This window comes from Robinsoniella sp. (assembly GCF_034124845.1).
The window spans coordinates 3,612-22,506 of the sequence record NZ_JAWYAJ010000371.1; the positions used below are offsets into that span (position 1 = coordinate 3,612).

At 43.4% G+C, this 18,895-nt stretch carries 18 protein-coding genes and 2 pseudogenes; 12 read left to right on the plus strand and 8 right to left on the minus strand.

Annotated elements, in window-relative coordinates; translation table 11 throughout:
* Positions 1-77: 77 nt before the first annotated feature.
* A complete protein-coding gene (locus ACH2DQ_RS18725) occupies positions 78-497 on the minus strand; it encodes a YjdF family protein (protein ID WP_394915053.1) in 420 nt (139 codons plus the stop codon).
* A gap of 367 nt (positions 498-864) precedes the next feature.
* On the opposite strand from ACH2DQ_RS18725, the gene ACH2DQ_RS18730 reads away from it, so the two are divergent.
* The 3 genes from ACH2DQ_RS18730 (at position 865) to ACH2DQ_RS18740 (ending at position 4,995) form a co-directional block, all read left to right on the plus strand.
* Complete coding sequence (locus ACH2DQ_RS18730; RefSeq protein WP_394915052.1) at positions 865-1,224, plus strand: BlaI/MecI/CopY family transcriptional regulator; 360 nt, start codon at positions 865-867, stop codon at positions 1,222-1,224.
* Positions 1,225-1,234: 10 nt separating this feature from the next.
* Positions 1,235-3,472 (plus strand): M56 family metallopeptidase, encoded by a 2,238-nt coding sequence (locus tag ACH2DQ_RS18735; RefSeq protein WP_394915051.1) that lies wholly within the window; start codon positions 1,235-1,237, stop codon positions 3,470-3,472.
* A gap of 173 nt (positions 3,473-3,645) precedes the next feature.
* Positions 3,646-4,995: an MATE family efflux transporter gene (locus ACH2DQ_RS18740; RefSeq protein ID WP_394915050.1), complete on the plus strand. Its 1,350-nt coding sequence runs from the start codon at positions 3,646-3,648 to the stop codon at positions 4,993-4,995.
* On the opposite strand, the gene def is transcribed toward ACH2DQ_RS18740, so the two are convergent.
* Positions 4,970-5,431, minus strand: coding sequence for a peptide deformylase (gene def, locus ACH2DQ_RS18745; protein WP_394915049.1), 462 nt, complete (start codon positions 5,429-5,431; stop codon positions 4,970-4,972). The two genes, ACH2DQ_RS18740 and def, sit on opposite strands and share 26 nt — an antisense overlap.
* Positions 5,406-5,669: a helix-turn-helix transcriptional regulator gene (locus ACH2DQ_RS18750; RefSeq protein ID WP_394915048.1), complete on the minus strand. Its 264-nt coding sequence runs from the start codon at positions 5,667-5,669 to the stop codon at positions 5,406-5,408. Before ACH2DQ_RS18750 ends, def begins: the two co-directional genes overlap by 26 nt.
* Before the next feature lie 201 nt (positions 5,670-5,870).
* On the opposite strand from ACH2DQ_RS18750, the gene ACH2DQ_RS18755 reads away from it, so the two are divergent.
* Positions 5,871-6,449, plus strand: a complete 579-nt coding sequence (locus ACH2DQ_RS18755) for a pentapeptide repeat-containing protein (RefSeq protein ID WP_394915047.1) — start codon at positions 5,871-5,873, stop codon at positions 6,447-6,449.
* Here ACH2DQ_RS18755 and ACH2DQ_RS18760 read toward each other — a convergent pair.
* Positions 6,441-8,303, minus strand: a complete 1,863-nt coding sequence (locus tag ACH2DQ_RS18760; protein WP_394915081.1) for an ATP-dependent endonuclease — start codon at positions 8,301-8,303, stop codon at positions 6,441-6,443. The genes ACH2DQ_RS18755 and ACH2DQ_RS18760 overlap by 9 nt on opposite strands.
* Positions 8,304-8,598: 295 nt before the next feature.
* Between ACH2DQ_RS18760 and ACH2DQ_RS18765 the strand changes: the two genes are divergently transcribed.
* The gene (locus ACH2DQ_RS18765; RefSeq protein ID WP_394915046.1) at positions 8,599-9,405 is read left to right on the plus strand and encodes a MerR family transcriptional regulator; all 807 of its coding nucleotides are present in this window, start codon (positions 8,599-8,601) and stop codon (positions 9,403-9,405) included.
* 61 nt (positions 9,406-9,466) lie between these two features.
* Here the strand turns inward: ACH2DQ_RS18765 and ACH2DQ_RS18770 are convergent, their stop codons facing one another.
* On the minus strand, positions 9,467-11,143 hold the full coding sequence (locus ACH2DQ_RS18770) for an OPT/YSL family transporter (RefSeq protein ID WP_394915045.1): 1,677 nt from the start codon (positions 11,141-11,143) through the stop codon (positions 9,467-9,469).
* 325 nt (positions 11,144-11,468) lie between these two features.
* Here ACH2DQ_RS18770 and ACH2DQ_RS18775 point away from each other — a divergent pair, with 325 nt between their 5' ends.
* Positions 11,469-12,407: a DUF1177 domain-containing protein gene (locus ACH2DQ_RS18775; protein ID WP_394915044.1), complete on the plus strand. Its 939-nt coding sequence runs from the start codon at positions 11,469-11,471 to the stop codon at positions 12,405-12,407.
* Here the strand turns inward: ACH2DQ_RS18775 and ACH2DQ_RS18780 are convergent.
* Positions 12,356-12,526: pseudogene (locus ACH2DQ_RS18780) on the minus strand (DUF6783 domain-containing protein). The gene ACH2DQ_RS18775 and the pseudogene ACH2DQ_RS18780 overlap by 52 nt on opposite strands.
* Here ACH2DQ_RS18780 and ACH2DQ_RS18785 point away from each other — a divergent pair.
* The 4 genes and pseudogenes from ACH2DQ_RS18785 to ACH2DQ_RS18800 all read left to right on the plus strand — a co-directional run.
* Positions 12,464-12,598: pseudogene (locus tag ACH2DQ_RS18785) on the plus strand (DUF6783 domain-containing protein); the annotation flags it as partial. The pseudogenes ACH2DQ_RS18780 and ACH2DQ_RS18785 overlap by 63 nt on opposite strands.
* Complete coding sequence (locus ACH2DQ_RS18790) at positions 12,595-13,266, plus strand: AroM family protein (RefSeq protein ID WP_394915043.1); 672 nt, start codon at positions 12,595-12,597, stop codon at positions 13,264-13,266. The pseudogene ACH2DQ_RS18785 and the gene ACH2DQ_RS18790, both read left to right, overlap by 4 nt.
* Before the next feature lie 288 nt (positions 13,267-13,554).
* Positions 13,555-14,499 carry an aminopeptidase gene (locus tag ACH2DQ_RS18795; RefSeq protein WP_394915042.1) on the plus strand — a complete coding sequence of 315 codons (945 nt, stop codon included), beginning with the start codon at positions 13,555-13,557 and terminating at the stop codon, positions 14,497-14,499.
* 61 nt (positions 14,500-14,560) lie between these two features.
* Positions 14,561-15,217 (plus strand): aspartate/glutamate racemase family protein, encoded by a 657-nt coding sequence (locus tag ACH2DQ_RS18800; protein ID WP_394915041.1) that lies wholly within the window; start codon positions 14,561-14,563, stop codon positions 15,215-15,217.
* Positions 15,218-15,252: 35 nt separating this feature from the next.
* Here ACH2DQ_RS18800 and ACH2DQ_RS18805 read toward each other — a convergent pair whose 3' ends face one another.
* Positions 15,253-16,476 (minus strand): PucR family transcriptional regulator, encoded by a 1,224-nt coding sequence (locus tag ACH2DQ_RS18805; RefSeq protein WP_394915040.1) that lies wholly within the window; start codon positions 16,474-16,476, stop codon positions 15,253-15,255.
* Positions 16,477-16,654: 178 nt separating this feature from the next.
* Between ACH2DQ_RS18805 and ACH2DQ_RS18810 the strand changes: the two genes are divergently transcribed.
* Positions 16,655-17,209 (plus strand): nitroreductase family protein, encoded by a 555-nt coding sequence (locus ACH2DQ_RS18810; RefSeq protein WP_394915039.1) that lies wholly within the window; start codon positions 16,655-16,657, stop codon positions 17,207-17,209.
* A complete protein-coding gene (locus tag ACH2DQ_RS18815; RefSeq protein WP_394915038.1) occupies positions 17,190-17,474 on the plus strand; it encodes a DUF6092 family protein in 285 nt (94 codons plus the stop codon). The genes ACH2DQ_RS18810 and ACH2DQ_RS18815 overlap by 20 nt, the downstream gene beginning before the upstream one ends.
* A 155-nt stretch (positions 17,475-17,629) precedes the next feature.
* Here ACH2DQ_RS18815 and ACH2DQ_RS18820 read toward each other — a convergent pair.
* On the minus strand, positions 17,630-18,895 hold a 1,266-nt coding region (locus ACH2DQ_RS18820; RefSeq protein ID WP_395027828.1), incomplete at its 5' end, for an HD domain-containing protein.

The window sequence follows — 18,895 nt, forward strand, 5'->3', positions numbered from 1 at the left end:
GAAGCCTTATAAAAAGCTTCCCCTAAGCGCGTGTTTAAATTTACGTTTCATGGGCGGTGCGCTACACTCCGCTGTATCTACCTGCCTTTATGTTTCTCTTTTTTCTTTTGCTGGTGAATTAAAAACTGGCGTCTCTTTTCTTCTTCTCTCTGTTCCCTGCTCTTAACGCTTCGCTCCTGCTTCAACAGCTCATGCTGACGCTGCAATGCCTGCTGCGCCTTAGTTCCAACCCCATTTTCTTCCACCGCTTTTTTTGCCTGCTTTTGGATTCGCTTAAAGTTGACCCTGCGCTCCTGATGTACCTGAGATTTTACCGGAGGGCTGAATTTCAGCCGGTTCCAATTCTCCTGATACCACTCGTTTACTTCGTAATCCTTTGGTTCCACGCCAAAGGTTACTTTGGAAACCTCATATCCCTGCTCTCCCATGCGTTCAAATATGCCAACCCAAAATGGCGGCTCAAAAAAAATAGTAAGACTGGTTGTTACTTTGTACATATTAAATTCCTCCTTTAATTTAAACGGAACAAAGAACGGACAACCAAAGGAGGCAGGTTACTGACAGAATTCTATATTCTGCGCCCGGACTACCAACCGGACTGTGTTTTTATCTTCGTTTTGAAATGTATTGCCTATTTGTTACATAATGCTATAGTAGCTTTTTTGAAAATTTTTGTCAAGTCTGGAGAAACACCCATTTATGTATGAAACCTTCTTTCTACCATTTCTAAAAAATTCTGCGAAAAATACCAGAAACTCCCTTGACATATTTGTTCTATCGCGGTAGAATCTCATTATAGAATTCTATTACAATAGAACATTTTACCTCGCTGATTTTCAGCGTACTATAAAGGAGTGCATGCACATGGAAATGAAATTATTTGATTCTGAACTAAGGGTTATGGAGATTCTCTGGAAAGATGGGGATACCACTGCCAAAGAAATTGCCAGGATCCTGAAAGAACAGGTGGAATGGAGCAAGACCACCACCTACACCGTAATTAAAAAATGTATCGATAAGGGAGCAATCCAGCGAAAAGATCCCAATTTTGTCTGTCATCCTCTGGTAACCCAGGAAGCGGCACAGGAAACAGAAACGAACGAACTCATTAATAAAATGTTCGATGGATCCGCAGACCGTCTGGTCGCGTCTATTCTCGGAAGAAAAGATTTGTCCAAACCGGAAATCGAACGCCTTAAAGAGCTTGTACAGGATCTGGAATAGGAGGGCCGTTATGACAATATGGGAGATGAGTATATATGCAGCTGTTTTAATTATTGCCATCCTGATCATTCGGATTGTGGCTGTAAATAAGCTGCCGAAAAAGACTTTTTTAGTACTGTGGGGAATTGTCGTCATACGACTTCTAATTCCATTTACCGTTACATCCCAGTTAAGTGTTTATACCTTAGCCAATCATATACAGCAGAGGTCAGCAAATTTTCAGGGATTCGGAAGTCAAAAAACGGATGCTGCTTCCTCCGCTGGAAACGACTTTGAATCATCGGACGCTGCTTCCTCCGCTGAAAACGATTTTCGCATCCTTGGGGAAACGGTAACCAACAACTCAATTTATACACCGGAATCCGCCATCATGGAAAACCAAGCCATTATGGAAAACACTGCTGTCATTACACCGGACAATGGTAATCATACTGTTGATTTCAATAGCAATACTTCTGATTCCATTGACAATGCTGGAAGCAGTACCAACGTTGTGAATGCCGCAAGCGCTGCTCCTTCAGAGAAAGATATTTCCATGGAGCATGTTGTTGTTCAGGAAACACCGCCGCCCATTCGTATACAGTCCGTCCTGTTAATCCTGTGGCTTGCCGGAGTGCTGATCAGCGCATTGATTTTTATGGTTCCCCACATCCGCTGCCGTCTGGAATACCGCACTGCTGTACCGGCTGGCAGTGAGTTTCCGAATTATATGATTCAGACCGGTTTTATCCGCCGGAAAGTACGGATTAAACAATACGACCAGATTAAAACCCCCTTTACATACGGGATTCTAAAGCCGGTTATTCTCCTTCCCAAAGAAATGGTAAAGCTTGGCGATGGGCAGCTGCGATACGTATTGATTCATGAATACATTCACATTCGTCACTTTGACGCTGTACTCAAATATATTTTTGCATTTGCCGCCTGCATCCACTGGTTCAATCCGCTGGTATGGGTAATGTATCTTCTGGCAAATCGGGATATCGAGTTATCCTGTGACGAGTCCGTAGTACACAGTTTTGGGGAAAGCCTGAAATCTGATTATGCACGGACGCTGATCAGCCTGGAAGAATCAAAAAGCCGGTTGAACCCTCTATGCAGCCACTTCTGCAAAAATGCAGTAGAAGAAAGGATTAAAGCAATTATGAAAATTAAGAAAACTTCCCTGGCAGGCTCTGCTATAGCCCTGGTGTTAACCGCCAGTATTGCCATAACATTTACAACCTCCGCCGCTGAGGCTCCTACAGAAACTGCGCTGGCGTCTGAAGCCTCTCACCAAAATTTCGAGACAGCTACCGCTGCTGAAAGAAATTCGACCAATAATGCATCTGAAACAACATCTGATACTGCAGCTGACAGTTCAGCAGCAGCAAAAATTGATTTTACGAATATGAGTGAAGCAGATATTGAAAAATTAATGTCAGGCATTAAGGCGGAATACGATGCTGCCAGAAAAGACATTGAATCCAATTATACCGATCTGGAGAAACAACTGAATGAAGCATTAGTGAAATTGAAGAAATTAGCCGAAACCGAGACAAATTATCTGGATCCCACATTTTTAGAACAATGGTATAAGTTTACTGATGAAGTATATGCCAACTACAATCAGTATATGGAACAATGCGCCAACAGCTATGAAAAAGTAAATGAAAAATACGAGGATACCATGAACTCCTACTGGGATCAGGTCAGCACTCAGTACGCTAAGGTTACTGCCTCTTATACCGCTAAGCTTGAAAAACTGTATCAGGAATCTACCGCAATTGAAGGTAATGATTATGTTTCTTCCACCGATGGATATGAATCAAAAATCGATGAACTGCAAAAAGAACTGGATGCCGCTAACCAAAAATATGACAGTTTTACAAAAGTTCTGGATAGCTCCAGTAAAATTCTGGATGATTATTATACCAAGGCAAATGCAAAAATTGCTGAAATTGACAAAATAGCGGACCCCATTTTTGATAAGATATCCTCTGCACGTCAAAAAGATTATTCTAAATTTGGACTGACCAGAGATAAGAAAACCGGAAGATATTATTATAACGATAAACTGGTGCGGTATTTTGAAGACCGGGTTTCCTCTAAAAATGATGAACAGACATATGGTCCCTGCTTTTCAACATCGGAAGGCGTTATCGATGTATTTGCCCTTCGCGATAAAGACGGGAATCTGACAGGTTTTGAGACTTTTGCGCCGGAACACACCAAAGATTATGTCAAAAAATGGTTTAACCACTCTTGACAACTTCCTTTTTCCTGTAGTATATTGTTAATGGTTCATCGGAGGGCATTTCGATTGTGAATAATAATGCTGGATAAGATGGCAGGTTGATACCTGCTGCTTATCCAGCTTTTTTTATTCGGACATATTTATCTGTAAATGAAAAACTTTATGTACTACTAGGAGGTAATATTTTGAAAGAACATTCTTTAACCGAAGGCCATATTGGAAGCACTCTGCTGCGTTTTGCCGTACCCTTTCTCATTGCCAGTCTGCTGCAGGCACTATATGGCGCCGCTGATTTATTTGTGGTGGGACAATTCGCAGATTCTTCCGCCGTATCGGCTGTAGCAATCGGAAGCCAGGTTATGCAGACCATTACCGGCATTATATTGGGTATTTCCATGGGGGGAACCGTCCTGATCGGAAAGCGCATCGGAGAGCAAAACGAAGAGGGGGCTGCAACCGCCGTTGGGAATCTTGCCGTTCTGTTCCTGCTGCTGGCTGTTCTCATTACACCGGTCATGATCATTTTTACAAACACGGCTGTCACACTGATGCACACTCCTGCAGAAGCTGTCCATGCTACACACCAGTACCTGCTTATCTGCGCATGCGGAATCCCATTTATTATCGGGTATAATGCGGTAAGCGGTATTTTCAGAGGACTTGGGGATTCCAAAACTCCGGTGTACTTTATCGCAGCCGCCTGTGTTATAAACATCGTCGTAGACTTTATTCTTGCCGGTGCACTTCATATGGGTGCCAAAGGGGCAGCAATTGCCACAGTCCTGGCACAGGGCATCAGCTTTATACTTGCATTTATATATATGAAAAAGAAAGGGTTTTCTTTTCCCTTTCACCGATACCATCTGCGCCCGGACCGCTACTCCCTGCTCTATATCTTAAAAGTAGGACTGCCTTTAGCACTGCAGGATGCACTTGTAAATGTTTCGTTTCTGATTATTACTGCAATTATAAATACCATGGGAATTATCGCCTCGGCAGCAGTTGGCGTTGTGGAAAAACTGATTGTTTTTGCCATGCTGCCACCCACCTCATTTGCTTCCGCCGTAGCTACCATGACCGCACAGAATATGGGAGCAAAAAAACCGGAACGGGCTTTACGCGCACTTTACTGCGGTGTGGGCTTTTCCCTGATTTTCGGTTTCGCCGTTTGCCTGTACTCCCAGTTCCTGCCGGAAACACTGACCGGCATGTTCTCCAATGACCCCCGGGTAATCGAAACAGCAGCACAGTACCTGCGCTCATATTCCATAGACTGTATTCTGGTAAGCTTTATATTCTGCATGAACTCCTATTTCAGCGGATGCGGAAAATCCATTATTTCCATGATTCACAGTATGATTGCCACGTTTGCCGTAAGAATACCCCTGTCTTATTTTCTGAGTCAGACGGCGGGTTCTTCCCTCTATTCCATAGGCTTTGCGGCACCTGCTGCATCTTTAGTTTCTATTTTAATCTGCTTTGGATATTTTGCCTGGTCCCGCAGGCGTACTACTTCGGCATATCCACAAAGCTGATTACATGCTCTAAAAATACTCTGCCATCCAGATGCTCAATCTCATGGCAGAGACATTTTGCCATAAGGTCCTCACCCTCCAGCAAAATTTCCTCTCCGAATTCATTTAATGCCTGCACCGTCACTTTTTTAGGTCTCACAGTTATGCCTGCCTTATTGGGGAAGCTTAAGCACCCTTCCATACTTTCCTGTACGCCGCTGGTTCCGACAATCTTAGGATTCACTAATTTAATAACGCCGTCTCCCATGTCAATCACTACCAGCCGTTTCAGAATACCAACCTGACATGCTGCAATAGCTGCCCCGTTAGGCATCGTATGAAGTGTATCCAGCATATCATCTAAAAGCTCCCGGATTTTATCATCCACAACCGTAACCTCTTTACATTTTTTACTCAGTATCCCGTCTCCTTCAAAACGAAGCTGTCTTACCGCCATTTCCCTGCTCCTTTCTGCTGCTCTCAGCCCTGGACTTTTTCAGACTTTCCTCAAATAAAAAAACATCCTCAATACTGCATTCAAATACTCTTGAAATATCATATGCCAGCCAGATAGACGGCTCAAATTTCTCTGTTTCAATCGCATTGATTGCCTGTCTGGAGGTCCCGACCATATCCCCCAGCTGTGCCTGGGTCAATCCTTTTCTTTCCCTTAATTCTTTGATTCTGTTTTTCATCGATTTCTCCCTGTTATACACTTAAATCATTTTGATTAAATACTTATGTAATGTTTACCTTACACCATAGTAGCATAGCCATCCCGTCATGTCAAGTTAACATGACACCTTTTATTTCTCCTTGACCTTTCCTCCAATACATGCCATGATATAAAAAACATATCTGTGGTAAAAACCATTCGGATTCACAGGAGGGCTTCTATGCAAACATATGAGGAAAAGCGATTTGATACATTAAATCTGGAATCAACACTGTTGGAAGATGCACATTTTATTGAATGTACCTTCTCCCACTGCAATTTTTTTGAATTGAAAATCAAAAACTGCATTTTTGACCGGTGCTCTTTTTGCAGCTGTACCTGCGCAGGTACAGAATTTCAATATACAGACTTTAAAAACAACGATATCCACCACTGTTCCCTGGTTGGCATCAGCTGGGATGAGTTAAAAACCAAAAACGGAATTACGCTGCCCTTTACCGCTTTCGAAAATTGTGTTTTAAAATATAATTATTTTGTTAAACTGAAACTGAATCAATTTTCTTTTCAGGGTAATGTCATGGAAGAATGTTACTTTGAAGACTGCCGCCTGGAAAAGGCGAACTTTCAGGGATGTCAGCTGAAAAATACGAAATTCACAAAAAATAACCTGGCATTCTCCGATTTCAGAGACGCCAGGGATTATATGATTGATGTTCAGACGAACAAAGTAAAAAATGCACGTTTTTCGTATCCGGAGGCCATAAATCTTTTGACGGGGCTGGGGATCATACTAGATTAGCTCCTTTTTCCTGCTGTCGAAATAGACAAACCGGTCAATGGAATCTAAGATATCTGCAAAATCATCCCGGGGAGCCAGATCTATATATTTACGAAGCAGCTCTGTCTCCTGGCTGCGGTATCTTCCGTAAAAAATATCATAGAGGTTATGTCCCCTCATATAAATTTTAAAACTTTCTATATGGTCTTTTATCTCCTGGATACTCTCCAGGTCTCTGCCCAGTACTTCCACCAGTTTCCTGCCGCTCCGAAGCCGATACAAATACTCTTTCCACTTTGTAAAAAGAATCTCATAAAACGATTCCGTACTTTCCACAATTCCAAGCTGAACCATAATTTCCGGGTTTAAAAAGTAATTTTCAAAGGAATAGTATTTTAAAATCAGCACATTTCTCTCAGTCACTTTCGGCAGCTGATCCACATCCTCCAGATTTCTCTGATCATAATACCTGCACAGCTGGCCCGCCAGTTTATCCGGATCCATGCCATCCCCATCCCGGATCATCAGAAACTGATCTCTCAGATAGATTCGGTTCATATATTTCAGATTGGCATAGGTCTTGATATTGGTACAGCTGTTTGTGGTAATAATGGCAATCCTGGACAGATTTCCATGCTCATCGTAAACTTCCGAATAATACTTTTCCAGCAACAGCGGAAGTCTGCTCTTATCCTGCTTTCCCTCCACAATAAATACAAAGCTCACATCCAGTAGATCATTGGCGGAATAGCCCAGGTCATCCAGAATATTACCAATGTCCGTATGCTCCCTTACAACTGAAAAATACTCGGAATCCAGTACGATCTGTCTGATCTGCCTGCTGTTAAAATTAAAGAGCATATTGGGTGAATGAGTGGTAAAAATCACCTGGTTTTTCTTAGATAAACGGTAAAGGATTTCACTGGCCGCCTTTTGCAGCTGGGGGTGAAGAAAAATCTCCGGATCCTCCACCAGTATAATACTGGACAGATGATTCTCCCCCTCTACATATGCTTCCAGCAGCGACAGCATGTAGATGCTCCTCATACCTTTCCCCAGGTGTTCAATTGGGCTTGTAGTCCCTCTCTCCTTACTGTAAGTCCTGGCATTCACTTTAAATAACCGGTCAACGTCGCACTCCATCGTATAATGGATTTCTTCCATAAACCCGCCGTTTCTGTGAAAGATCCGGTTCACCCTTTCTGAAAATTCACTGAGGTTCAGCTGATAAAGCTTATATTCCAACAGTTTAGAAGTCTCATATGCATTTAACTCATCCGGGCTTTTCTGGTTGATCAGACCGATACACTGAAAACAGTGGTTGCACTGCTTTGCCTGGTCAAACAGACAGCACCCTGAGCGCATCTGGGTTAACAACGCATCTTCCTGGCACATTAAAAGATCTTCCTGTATTTGTTCTAAATCCCTCTGGACATCGATGTAATAAATCTGAGGCATCACTTCCTGTATGTAACGGTTATGCTTTTTCACGCCATCCCCATACCGGATCTGTCCATCCCGGTTTACGGTAAATAAAAATGTCATTATTTCCCCGTCATAGGAAGGCAGCTTTGAACGAAAATCCTTTTCCCAGATATCATAACGTTTATACTGGCTGACAATACCGTTTCTGTGAAGCATCTGCCTGTCATCCGCTGTAATTTTCACCGATACCTCTATTTCTATATTCTGCTTTTTTTCATTAAAATCTTCATCCGATACCACATAAGATCCGCAAACCGCACGAATTGCGTCCAGTATCGTAGTTTTTCCGGTATTGTTCTTCCCCACCAGGATTAACGCATTCTCGATACCCTGGATTTTCATATCCCGTATCCACTTAAAATTGCGGATATGCAGGCCCGTGAACTGCATATGGAGCACCTCTTTTCTTTTGCATGCCTTCCCATCTTCATTTACGCCCCGAGAACAGTTACATTTCGGGTTTCCTTTGACCGGCTCTGCCATTTTGTCCCTCTTCAGTTTGATGCTGTTAGTTTCATTATAGCAAGAATATTGGGGAATATACAACAAATTTACGTTAGATCTGTGTAAATAAGAGTGTCCACAAAAAACTTTATTTTTACTATTGACATTACCACAATGCTAAGGTATATGATAATCTCAGAACCGGTTCTGATTATATTACACTTTTAAAAAGGAGACAGATATGTTTACCATTGGAGAATTTTCAAAATTATGCTGTATTTCTGCAAGAATGCTGCGCCATTATGACAGCATCGGACTGCTGCATCCCGCTGCAACAGGTACGGATAACGGATACCGCTATTATCATGCTTCCCAGGCAAAAACCCTGCATACCATAGAGAAGTTAAAGTCATACGGCTTCACCCTCTCTGAAATTAAAGTTTTGCTGGAATTGCCGGAAGATGCATTGTGTATCCAGATCCGGCTGCAGCATCAGAAAATAAAGGACCAGATTCATTCTTTAAATTCAATACTCCGCCAAATGGAGCAGGATATGTCTCTGCCTAAGGAGGAAACAACCATGAAGCAGAACCAATATCATGTCATTACTATGGATACCCCCCCACAAAATGTGTATGGGATCCGCCGTACAATTAATATAGATGCCGACAGTATTCACCTTCTATTTGCCAATCTGCAACAGGAGATGAATGCAAGGGGACTTAAACCGGCAGGTGCCTTTCAATTAATTTATCTGAATGAAGAATTTTCCCATGAAAATGTGGAAGTGGAAGCCCAGGTACCGGTTAACAGTACCCATCCGGACGTTCATACACTTCCGCCCACACTTTGTGCAGCCGTAACTCATTATGGCTCCCATGAGAATCTTCATCAGGCGTATGCCGCCGTCTTAAACTGGCTTGAAGAACATCCGGAATACCAGATCTCCGGTCCCAGCATCGAACGCTTTATCAAAGATGAACACAGCGCTTCGGATGAAAGCGAACTGGAAACCGGAGTTTTGTTCCCATTAATTAAAATCAAATAAGTACAAAAAAGGAAAAGCATAGATCACGCTTTTCCTTTTTACTTACTATATCTAAACAACTTTATTTCTTCTTCCCCAGTGCCAAAGTCGCCGTAAAGAAACTGTAAAGCGCAGCTCCTGCCAAAGCACCCGCACCCAGAATAGTAAGAATCTGTTCATTATTCTTATTTGCTTTCACAATAAAGTAACGGATGATCAAAGCTACAATAATCGTAACTCCATTCACGGTACTTCCAACCAGCAAACCGGTTGCGAACAGAATACCAATCTGTTTCTTACCTCCGATAAACTGAATCAATGCACCCGGGAATGCCCAGATAATCAGACATTTTGCTACCTCTGAGCTGGTACCTGCTTCAATCGTTGTGGCAAAGGTCTGTGCAACCGGTGCAAATAATCCCTGGTCAAAATATTTATGTGCTAAAATCGCAACCATGACAAATGCTACGGTAAATGCCAGGATTTCACTTAAGTACTGCTGCTTTCTGCCTGCCTTTTCCAGCTCCGGATCCGCTCCGTTTCCTCTTAATATGTATCCGCATTTCAGATCATATGCCATATCTGAAAATGCCGGTCCTGTTGCAGATGTATATCCTACCATAAGTGCCAGCGGTACAGGCGGGAATCCCAGAAGTAAACCTACCAGCAGGAAAATAAGAGCAGTTGCAAAACCGGGGAACCATCCGGAATGCATTGCTGAAATACCAACGATCAGCTCGGATCCAATAGCTGCAAATGCCGCATAAATAACCCAGAGTACAAATTGTGGAAATGACATCTGTGTTACCAGTCCACTGATTACCGCCAGCAGCAATGCTACCACAAGGTATGCCACATATCCCATTCCGAGCGCCTGTTTCATCTGAGACATACTGGTGGTAAATTTACCTGCGTTGCTGGCTTCTTTTCCTTTTTTCTTAAACAGCATCATTCCTACCTGAATGAGCGCAACAATTCCGGCACCGATCATAATTCCATGAGGCATGTATTTCAGCAGTGCAACATTGTCGAAGCTGTATCCCTCTCCGAACAAATTACCGGCAATGACAAAGTCACGCTGAAACAGGTTCAAAGAAATTGCATTTGTCTTTACGATTCCAATTACAATACTGCCGGCTCCCAAAGCACCCATGGCAAAAAAGTCACCAAACCAGGATACACCCAGCAAATCCATAGGTATCCCAATCCATTTTCCTACAATTCCGCCTGCTGCGCCTACGATCAGCAGCATTGCCTTTCTTCCTTTTTCCACAACCGCCAGAATTGCCTCGGCTGCTGCTACCCCGGGAGGCCACGCTCCGGTGGCAGGGAACATCTCCGTATCAAAGGTCTTATAAAGTATCGTTGCATCAATAATCGTTGCCAGAAATACACCGATCAGCATTGGGAACATCAGCTCCGGATGCCCCATAAGAACAGGAATACCAATTGGCAGTATTAAACTGTTGGCAGCTGAAAATGTCGCCCCTGAGATCGCTGTCTGGATCAGGTTCTGGCTATGTACATTCCGGTATTTCTGCAGCAGCTTAATGGGTATCCTGGATAGTATAATGGCAAACAGTGCTCCAATAATAGAAGTATTGGGCGTTACACCCGTTCTCACAATCAGCTCCAGCCCAATGATGGCACCAATCGCACACATAATCAGATTTAAGATCAGAATATGCGGGGAAAATGCTTTCGGGTGCTCTGATGCAGAAATCTTAACTTCTGTCTGCAGGTCTTTGTTGTCATTCATAGTCTCTTCCTCCTTTTGTGTCTTTTGCACAATATATTATTAATAATTGCAAAAGATATTTCCTGTAAGATCCAAAACTTTACCGTTTTAAATCCCTGAATTAATTGCCATTATATTGATTTTTACAGCAATTGTCAAGTTGTTTTTATTAATTTTTCACAAATACTTTATTTTTATTTTACAAATAAGAAAATCAATTCCATTTTCTTTTATTTGTGCTTAATGCACAATATAATGGGATTTTTTTTGTTCACCAGATGTATCGACTTTCCACTTTTTCAATGCTATACTTTTGTTAAATTTTCAGGAAAAGAGGTATAGCATTATGTTGATGAAACAATTAATTGAAGCATTTGATATTTTAGACAGCAGTACCGTAACCGGCTGGGACGTGGCTGCTTATCTGCGGGGTATCCGTGGGGATGCCAATATTGAAGTATATGAATTAAAAGGACCGAAGGGGTCTACCGATATGGTAAAAGTCAGAATTCCGGGAACCAATGGCAAAACAAACGGAGGTACCGCTCCAACCATTGGTCTGCTGGGACGCCTTGGGGGAATCGGTGCACGTCCGGAACGTCTGGGATATGTGTCTGACGGTGACGGAGCCCTGGCTGTGACAGCCCTTGCTGCCAAACTATTAGATATGCAAAATAAAGGGGATTTCCTGGATGGGGATGTCTTCATTTCCACTCATATCTGTCCCGATGCCCCTACCGCCCCCCACAAACCCGTTCCTTTTATGGGCTCACCGGTGGAAATGTCCCAGGTAAATCAGGAAGAAGTTTCTCCCGAACTGGATGCAATCTTATCCTGTGATACCACCAAAGGCAACCGTATGATCAATACCCGGGGATTTGCCATCTCTCCTACCGTCAAAGAAGGTTACATCCTGAAAGCTTCCGAAGATCTCCTGGAATTAATGCAGATCACCACCGGCAAACTGCCCTATGTCTTCCCGCTGTCCACCCAGGATATCACGCCATACGGCAATAACCTGCATCATATTAACAGTATCCTTCAGCCCGCCACCGCTACAGATGCCCCCGTAGTCGGCGTAGCCATCACCGCCGAAGTAATGGTACCCGGCTGTGCTACAGGCGCAAGTCATATCACAGATATCGAAGAAGCCGCACGCTTCATGCTGGAAGTTGCAAAAGCATTTACAAAGGGCGAATGTGAATTCTATGATAAAAAAGAATACGAATTAATTCAGTCTCTGTACGGTTCCATGAAACATATACAGACACTGGGGCATGTTTGAAAATTCATTCCCGCCATCTGCCCGCCCCACTTAGCGGCATATTTGCCCTAAATTCAGGTTTCGCAGCCCGCTACGCGCCCTTTATTCGGGTCAAATCTCCCACAAAGTGTGACGCACAGCTGTCAGTAAGCAAAACAATAAACACAAGTACAGATCCGACAAACCTAACAGAAAGGATGTTGCAAATATGAAAATTGGGGCAATAACAATCGGTCAGGCACCCCGTGTTGACGTCACCGGTGATATTATGGACATTTTTCAGAGCAAAGCCGAATTATTGCAAGGCGGCGGCCTGGACGGTCTGACCCGTGAAGAAATAGAATCATTTAAACCAGAAGAAAGAGATTACGTATTAGTGTCACGTCTTACAGACGGAAGTTCCGTCACTTTTGCAGAGCGGCATATTCTGCCCCGGCTGCAGCAGCGGATCTATGATCTGGAAGCACAGGGTGTAAAGTTAATTATGTTTTTCTGCACAGGAGATTTCCCGGATAACTTTCAATCCAAAGTACCTCTTATTTTTCCGTGCAAAATATTAAATCATATCGTCCCTCTGCTGACGAAAACATCAAATATCATCACAGTAACACCTTCTCCTCTGCAGGTAACGCAATGCGAGAAAAAGTGGAATCAATATGTGAACCAGGTCACTTCCATTCCCGCATCTCCATACGGTGACTGGACGTCATTAGAGGCAGCAGCATATAAAATCAAGAATATGGATGGTGATCTGGTAGTTTTAGACTGCATTGGATATACCCAGGAAATGAAAGAGATGTTTGCGAAGATCACAGGCAAAATGATTGTTCTGTCACGTACCATCCTTGCACGGGTTGTATCCGAACTGACGGATATCTGACCCGCAGGAATCAATTTTCAAACGCGCTCCGGCACTGGCAGCGTAATTTAAGATTTTCCTAGTACTCCATCCAGCCAGAAACCCTACTGACAGTGCTGATTATTTTGTCAGTCTGCAAGGCGGAGGATGGAAGCGGAGTGGTTCCTCCGCTGACTGACGACAACGCGGCAGATGGCAAAATAGGCAGTGCTGTCAGTAGGGTTTCTAGCCGGATGGAGCACTAACACTGTTCAAACTTTCAATTGTTGCAGTACGCAGAACTGTCTGTTGTATGCAGGAGGTATAATTATGAGTTTAAAAGATAACGCAAAAAAAATATTAATGAGCTGTCTGGATGCCAAACCGAAAGACACGGTGCTGATTGTTACCGACAATTCCCGTTTTCTCATTGGGCAGGCACTTTATGAAGCTGCAAATGAGCTGGGCTGCGAATCAATGCTTCTTACGATGAAAGAACGCACCGTATCCGGCGAAGAGCCTCCAAAAGCCGTCTCAGAAGCGATGAAATGGGCTGATATTGTAATCTGCCCCACCGCCAAATCCCTGACCCATACCAATGCCAGGATTGGTGCGGTAAAAAATAATGCCCGGGTTGCTACTATGCCCGGCATTACAGAAGCTATGTTTGAAAATGGTGCTATGACTGCGGATTACGCTGCCGTAGAGCACCTGACAGAAAAAGTCTCACGGCTGTTAGACCATGCCTCATTTGCCCGCATAGAAAAAGACGGCTGCACTCTGGTCATGGATCTGAAAGATCGAAACGGCGTAAGAAGTCCGGGGGTCTACAAAAATCCGGGAGAAAGCGGGAATCTGCCATCCGGAGAAGCTTATATTGCACCACAGGAAAACAGTTCTGAAGGAGAAATGATCATTGACGGCTCCATGGTTGGAATCGGTAAGCTGGACTCTCCTCTGCACGTGAAAATAAAGAACGGGAAAGTCCGGGAAATTACCGGCGAAAAAAGCGAACTGCTTTCCATATTATTAGAGAATGATAACAATGCCACACTCGGTGAACTGGGCATCGGAACGAATGAAAAGGCAATCCTAAGCGGGATTATTCTGGAAGATGAAAAGGTATTTGGCACGGTTCACATCGCCTTTGGCACGAATACCTCCTTTGGAGGAACGAATAAGGCAGACTGCCATATGGACGGCATTATTTTAAAGCCAACTCTGTACCTGGATGATATCTTGGTAATCAAAGATGGTAAATTTATTATTTCCTGACAAATCGTTTCTAACTGCTAATTAAAGAACAACACATACTCGGGCTATTGAGGGGGACAAAATGAAAAAGAAGTTTAAAATTGGTCTGATACGGGTTCTCACAACTGATAATGAAGAACTCATGAATATACATGGCCGCATCATAGAAGATAATTTTCCCGGGCTGATGGTAGAATCAAAATGTATTCCCGGTCAGCCAGAAGGGATCCACAGCCATGAACTGGAACAAACCGCAATTCCCAAAATAGTGGAAACGGCAAAAAGTTTCCATGAGCCGGATATGATAATTGTAAGCTGTGCCGACGACCCTGGTGTAGCGGAAATCAGAGAGGTACTCCCCGGCATCCCCGTAACCGGGGGAGGGGAAACCACAGCTGCTCTCGCCACAAAATACGGTGACAAAATTGCAATCCTGGGTATCGTGGACTATGCTCCCAAAGCGTACCTGCGTATGATTCCGGAAAAATTAATTGCCGTGGAAAGACCGGACGGCGTCAACAGTACCCTGGATCTCATGACCGATAAGGGTCGTGCCGCCTGCATGGAAACAGCTTGGAAAATCAAAAAAATGGGCGCCCAGGTCATCGCCCTTGGCTGCACCGGCCTGACCACCATCGGCATTGCGAAAGAAATCGAAAAAGAAACAGGGCTCCCGGTTATCGATCCGGTTCTGGCGGAAGGCCTGTTTGCCTGGTTCGAGATGCTGCGCCGGGAATGACACTTACTGATACCGCCTATGACATACATAATTTCTTAGATATAATGGCGCATCTTCAGTGCCAGCCCCAATTTAAAGAGATTATCGCTGTCATCCAGGCTATAGCCGCAAAGGCTCTCTATTTTCTTAATCCGGTATGCAAGTGTGTTACGGTGCAGAAAGAGAGCCTCTGCAGTGGTATTGCGAACACCCATATGGGCAATTAACGTTTCCAGTGTTTCCAGAAGATGTCCTTCATTTTTCCGGTCATATTCCAGGAGCTGGCTTAGCATCCCATTGGTATACTCTTTGTAAAATGGATCCTTACAGATACGCTTTAACGCCTGTTCAAAACGGATCTCTTCAATGTACATAATTCCAGCGTTTCGTTGATGGCGCCCAATGGATATGGCATCTCTTGCCTCTTCATAGAGTTTTCCCAGATCGATGAACTGCTCTGCCACGGAAGATAATCCAACCGATACCCGAAGTCCTCCCTTATCATGAATCCTCTGGGTGATTTCTGCAAATACCTGTTTCAGCAAATCCACGGTATAGGTTTGGGAAATAATACAGGTAAAACTGTCATTTTTATTCACCACTGTGCATTTTACCTGTTTCCTGCCCACTGATTCTTTAATCAAGTTAATAACGGCATCTTTTGTATTCTGGATTTCTTCTTCATTTTTATTCTGGATATAGGATTCAAAATCATCAATATCCATAACGGCAAGACGAAAAGGCGGTTTCGTCCAGTTCAGAGCATTGGCTCTATTATCCGCCTCATCGGGAATTTTAATATTTCCCGTCAGAATATCTACAAAAAGGTTATTATCCATAACCTGGGTACTGTATTCAAACAGTTTCAATTTGGTAAACTCCAGCAAATTATTCTGTTTTTCCACAATTGCCACCATGATCGGATAGCTAAGTTCAATGAAGGGCAGGTCATCCGGCATCAGGATCAGCGGAAAGTCCAGCTGTTTTGCCAGTTTCACCACTGTTTCTGGGAAACTTTCCATAAATCTGGACTTAATTGCAAGTGCTGCCGCATCTTTTTCATTCAGAGCCTTAACGAGACTGCACAATTTATCTGCATCATCCCGAAATGCATAACCGGTTGTAATATAAAAGATATTTTTGCGAATCCATGGTTCGATATCCGGCTGTTCAATGGAATCTATGAAGGAAACATCTCTTGAGAATCCTTTTTCTCCTGCCAGCAGCCTGCAGCCAAGCCTGGATGCAATCTCATAAGCCTGTGCAACGGTAATAGCCATACTACACCACCTTTTTCTTTTAATGTTACTTTTACATATCTATCCCCCTGAATAGTGCAAGCTGGCTTGTGCTATTCCTTAATAAGTAGTTTGAGAAGATTTTTATTTCGAACTTTATACCCTTTATTATAACAAGAAAACCTGGGTTTTCCCAGACTTTTTTACAAAGGAGGTCTCCATGACTGATGATTTATTAACTTTAATCAAATCCCGGCGCAGCTGCAGGCATTTTCAGGATAAAGCAGTTCCCGTCCACCTCTTGGAAACGCTCATAGACGCAGGGCGTTTTGCGCCCTCCGCCAGCAATGTACAGGCATGGAAATTCTGTCTGATCACCGACCCGGACCTGGTGCGAAAAGTCGACCTCTTCAGCCCCGGCTTAAGCGGCAAACCGCCCGTAATCCTTGCCATCTGCTCAGACCGTGATTATGCCGGAAAGCGGGGCGGAATAGCGGGAGGTGAAATACTGGCAACCATAGACGCTTCCATGGCAGCAGAAAATATCATGCTGGAAGCAGTTTCTCTAGGACTTGGAACCTGCGCCATCAAATCTTTTCATAATGCTGTTGTCCGTAAGCTTTTAAATCTGCCCCCGAAAATCGAAATAGAACTTCTGCTAACCATCGGCTACCCGGATTCTGATCCCCACATCCCCAAGCGAAAGCCCCTGGAAGAAATTTTATTTTACAACAAATGGAAGGAGGACAACATCAATGATGAATCCAATCAATAATGAACAATGTTTTGAATTATTAGTATATCTGGTATTTAGTGCTGCAGGGCTAAAAAAAGAGCCGCATATTTACGGCTCACTCCGGCTGATTGAGGCCTCCAGGCAACTGGGGCAGATTCTGGCTGACTCAGATGAAACAAAAAGAGCTGCTTTGACTGAATTGGTAGAAACCATTGAGCGCAGCAAAAATAAATGCATGACAGACCAGGATGCTTTTTATGAAATGTTAGATGAAGCATCGCTGAAACTGGTGGACTGCTGCTAGAGCGTGTAGTAACCAGTTGAGAATTCGTGTTCAGTGTCTGCCAGTCATTGGAAATGCAAGGAAAGCTTTTTTACAATGATTGGAACCATTCTGCAGATGAAGCAGGCTGCATCAGAGAATGGTTCCAATTCCCAGGTGCCGATAACCTAGTGCCGCTATATCTTTTCACAGACCCCGCAGAGTTCGGTAAATTCAATGTTAATATGATCATATACATTCAGTACCGGTTCGCAGGTATTTCTCACGTTTACCATAATTTCATCAAAATGCCGGATCATAACATCCACTGTCTTTTCACATAACAGCCCGTCCTCTTTCATCTCAGTCAAAATCCCTACAATCTTTTCTTTCCCAAATGCATCCTTGTAGCTGCGCCTCCCATTCAGTGCACTTACGATATCTGCTATAGCAACAATCCGTTCGCTAGGTGTCAGTACCTCCCCTTTTAAGCCACGGGGATATCCTGATCCGTCTATTTTTTCGTGATGCCGCAAAGCAATATTTGCAATCACCGGTTCCATTTCCCCGTTCATAATCTCTTCCGTAATATCTACATGAGTTTTCATAATCTTCATCGCCTGAGGGCTCAGTTTTCCCGGATATTCCAGTATTTCAACCGGTATTCCGATCTTCCCCAGATCATGCAGTAACGCTCCATAATAGATCTGAGTAATCTCTATCTCCTGCATTCCCATCAATCTGGCAAGTTCCTGGCTGATACTGGTTGTGGTAATTGTATGTATCACCGTAAAAGGGCTTCGAAAATCAATGGCATACACAACCATTTTCAGATAAGTTTCAATCTCTTTCCTGGAAAACGAAGGATTTCCCAGAGCCTCAAACACCTCTTTGGATATCTTGCGCTGATTTGCACTGTCGCCTAACTTCTCTAATATTTGATCTCTTTTCTCGGCTTTTTTAAATAAATCAATTACTTCGGAAGAAAACTTTCTATCGGAAAACCTTTCTAGGTATTCAATGATATTCACTCCTTCACCTGTTTGTATACACACATCTACCCGATCTGACAAATTTACCATCTGTGCCCACTTCAGGAGATCTCTTTGTAGACCGGATATCCCTGCCAGCTTATCGCAATCCGTGTGATGATACAAAATCACGGGAGCAAGTTCAGAAAAAGGTGAAAGATACTTTAAAAACAGGTAGCCATAGATTGAATGATTCCAGACGTTCCCGGTTTCAAATTGCACCATATTATTAATCTCTTCTGTTTTGTATGCCCCAACATCATGCACCATCGTCAAAAAACACAGATCCCGAATACTTTTCCGGTCCGAACATCCCTCTGCTTCCAGCATTTTCAGCGTAATATACGCAACTCTGATTCCATGCTCCACCAGACGCTCATCCACATGATTCTGCGTCCTGCATACAATCCCCGCCATATTTTTACGACTAAT

What these genes read in the sequence shown, in the direction of transcription:
- def (WP_394915049.1), bottom strand. Translation starts at nt 5,431, where the DNA reads ATGGCGGTAAGACAGCTTCGTTTTGAAGGAGACGGGATACTGAGTAAA.
- ACH2DQ_RS18725 (WP_394915053.1), bottom strand. Translation starts at nt 497, where the DNA reads ATGTACAAAGTAACAACCAGTCTTACTATTTTTTTTGAGCCGCCATTT.
- ACH2DQ_RS18760 (WP_394915081.1), bottom strand. Translation starts at nt 8,303, where the DNA reads ATGCAGTTCACGGGCCTGCATATCCGCAATTTTAAGTGGATACGGGAT.
- ACH2DQ_RS18815 (WP_394915038.1), top strand. Translation starts at nt 17,190, where the DNA reads ATGATGAATCCAATCAATAATGAACAATGTTTTGAATTATTAGTATAT.
- ACH2DQ_RS18805 (WP_394915040.1), bottom strand. Translation starts at nt 16,476, where the DNA reads ATGGCTATTACCGTTGCACAGGCTTATGAGATTGCATCCAGGCTTGGC.
- ACH2DQ_RS18735 (WP_394915051.1), top strand. Translation starts at nt 1,235, where the DNA reads ATGACAATATGGGAGATGAGTATATATGCAGCTGTTTTAATTATTGCC.
- ACH2DQ_RS18800 (WP_394915041.1), top strand. Translation starts at nt 14,561, where the DNA reads ATGAAAAAGAAGTTTAAAATTGGTCTGATACGGGTTCTCACAACTGAT.
- ACH2DQ_RS18730 (WP_394915052.1), top strand. Translation starts at nt 865, where the DNA reads ATGGAAATGAAATTATTTGATTCTGAACTAAGGGTTATGGAGATTCTC.
- ACH2DQ_RS18755 (WP_394915047.1), top strand. Translation starts at nt 5,871, where the DNA reads ATGCAAACATATGAGGAAAAGCGATTTGATACATTAAATCTGGAATCA.
- ACH2DQ_RS18775 (WP_394915044.1), top strand. Translation starts at nt 11,469, where the DNA reads ATGTTGATGAAACAATTAATTGAAGCATTTGATATTTTAGACAGCAGT.
- ACH2DQ_RS18795 (WP_394915042.1), top strand. Translation starts at nt 13,555, where the DNA reads ATGAGTTTAAAAGATAACGCAAAAAAAATATTAATGAGCTGTCTGGAT.
- ACH2DQ_RS18770 (WP_394915045.1), bottom strand. Translation starts at nt 11,143, where the DNA reads ATGAATGACAACAAAGACCTGCAGACAGAAGTTAAGATTTCTGCATCA.
- ACH2DQ_RS18790 (WP_394915043.1), top strand. Translation starts at nt 12,595, where the DNA reads ATGAAAATTGGGGCAATAACAATCGGTCAGGCACCCCGTGTTGACGTC.
- ACH2DQ_RS18765 (WP_394915046.1), top strand. Translation starts at nt 8,599, where the DNA reads ATGTTTACCATTGGAGAATTTTCAAAATTATGCTGTATTTCTGCAAGA.
- ACH2DQ_RS18810 (WP_394915039.1), top strand. Translation starts at nt 16,655, where the DNA reads ATGACTGATGATTTATTAACTTTAATCAAATCCCGGCGCAGCTGCAGG.
- ACH2DQ_RS18750 (WP_394915048.1), bottom strand. Translation starts at nt 5,669, where the DNA reads ATGAAAAACAGAATCAAAGAATTAAGGGAAAGAAAAGGATTGACCCAG.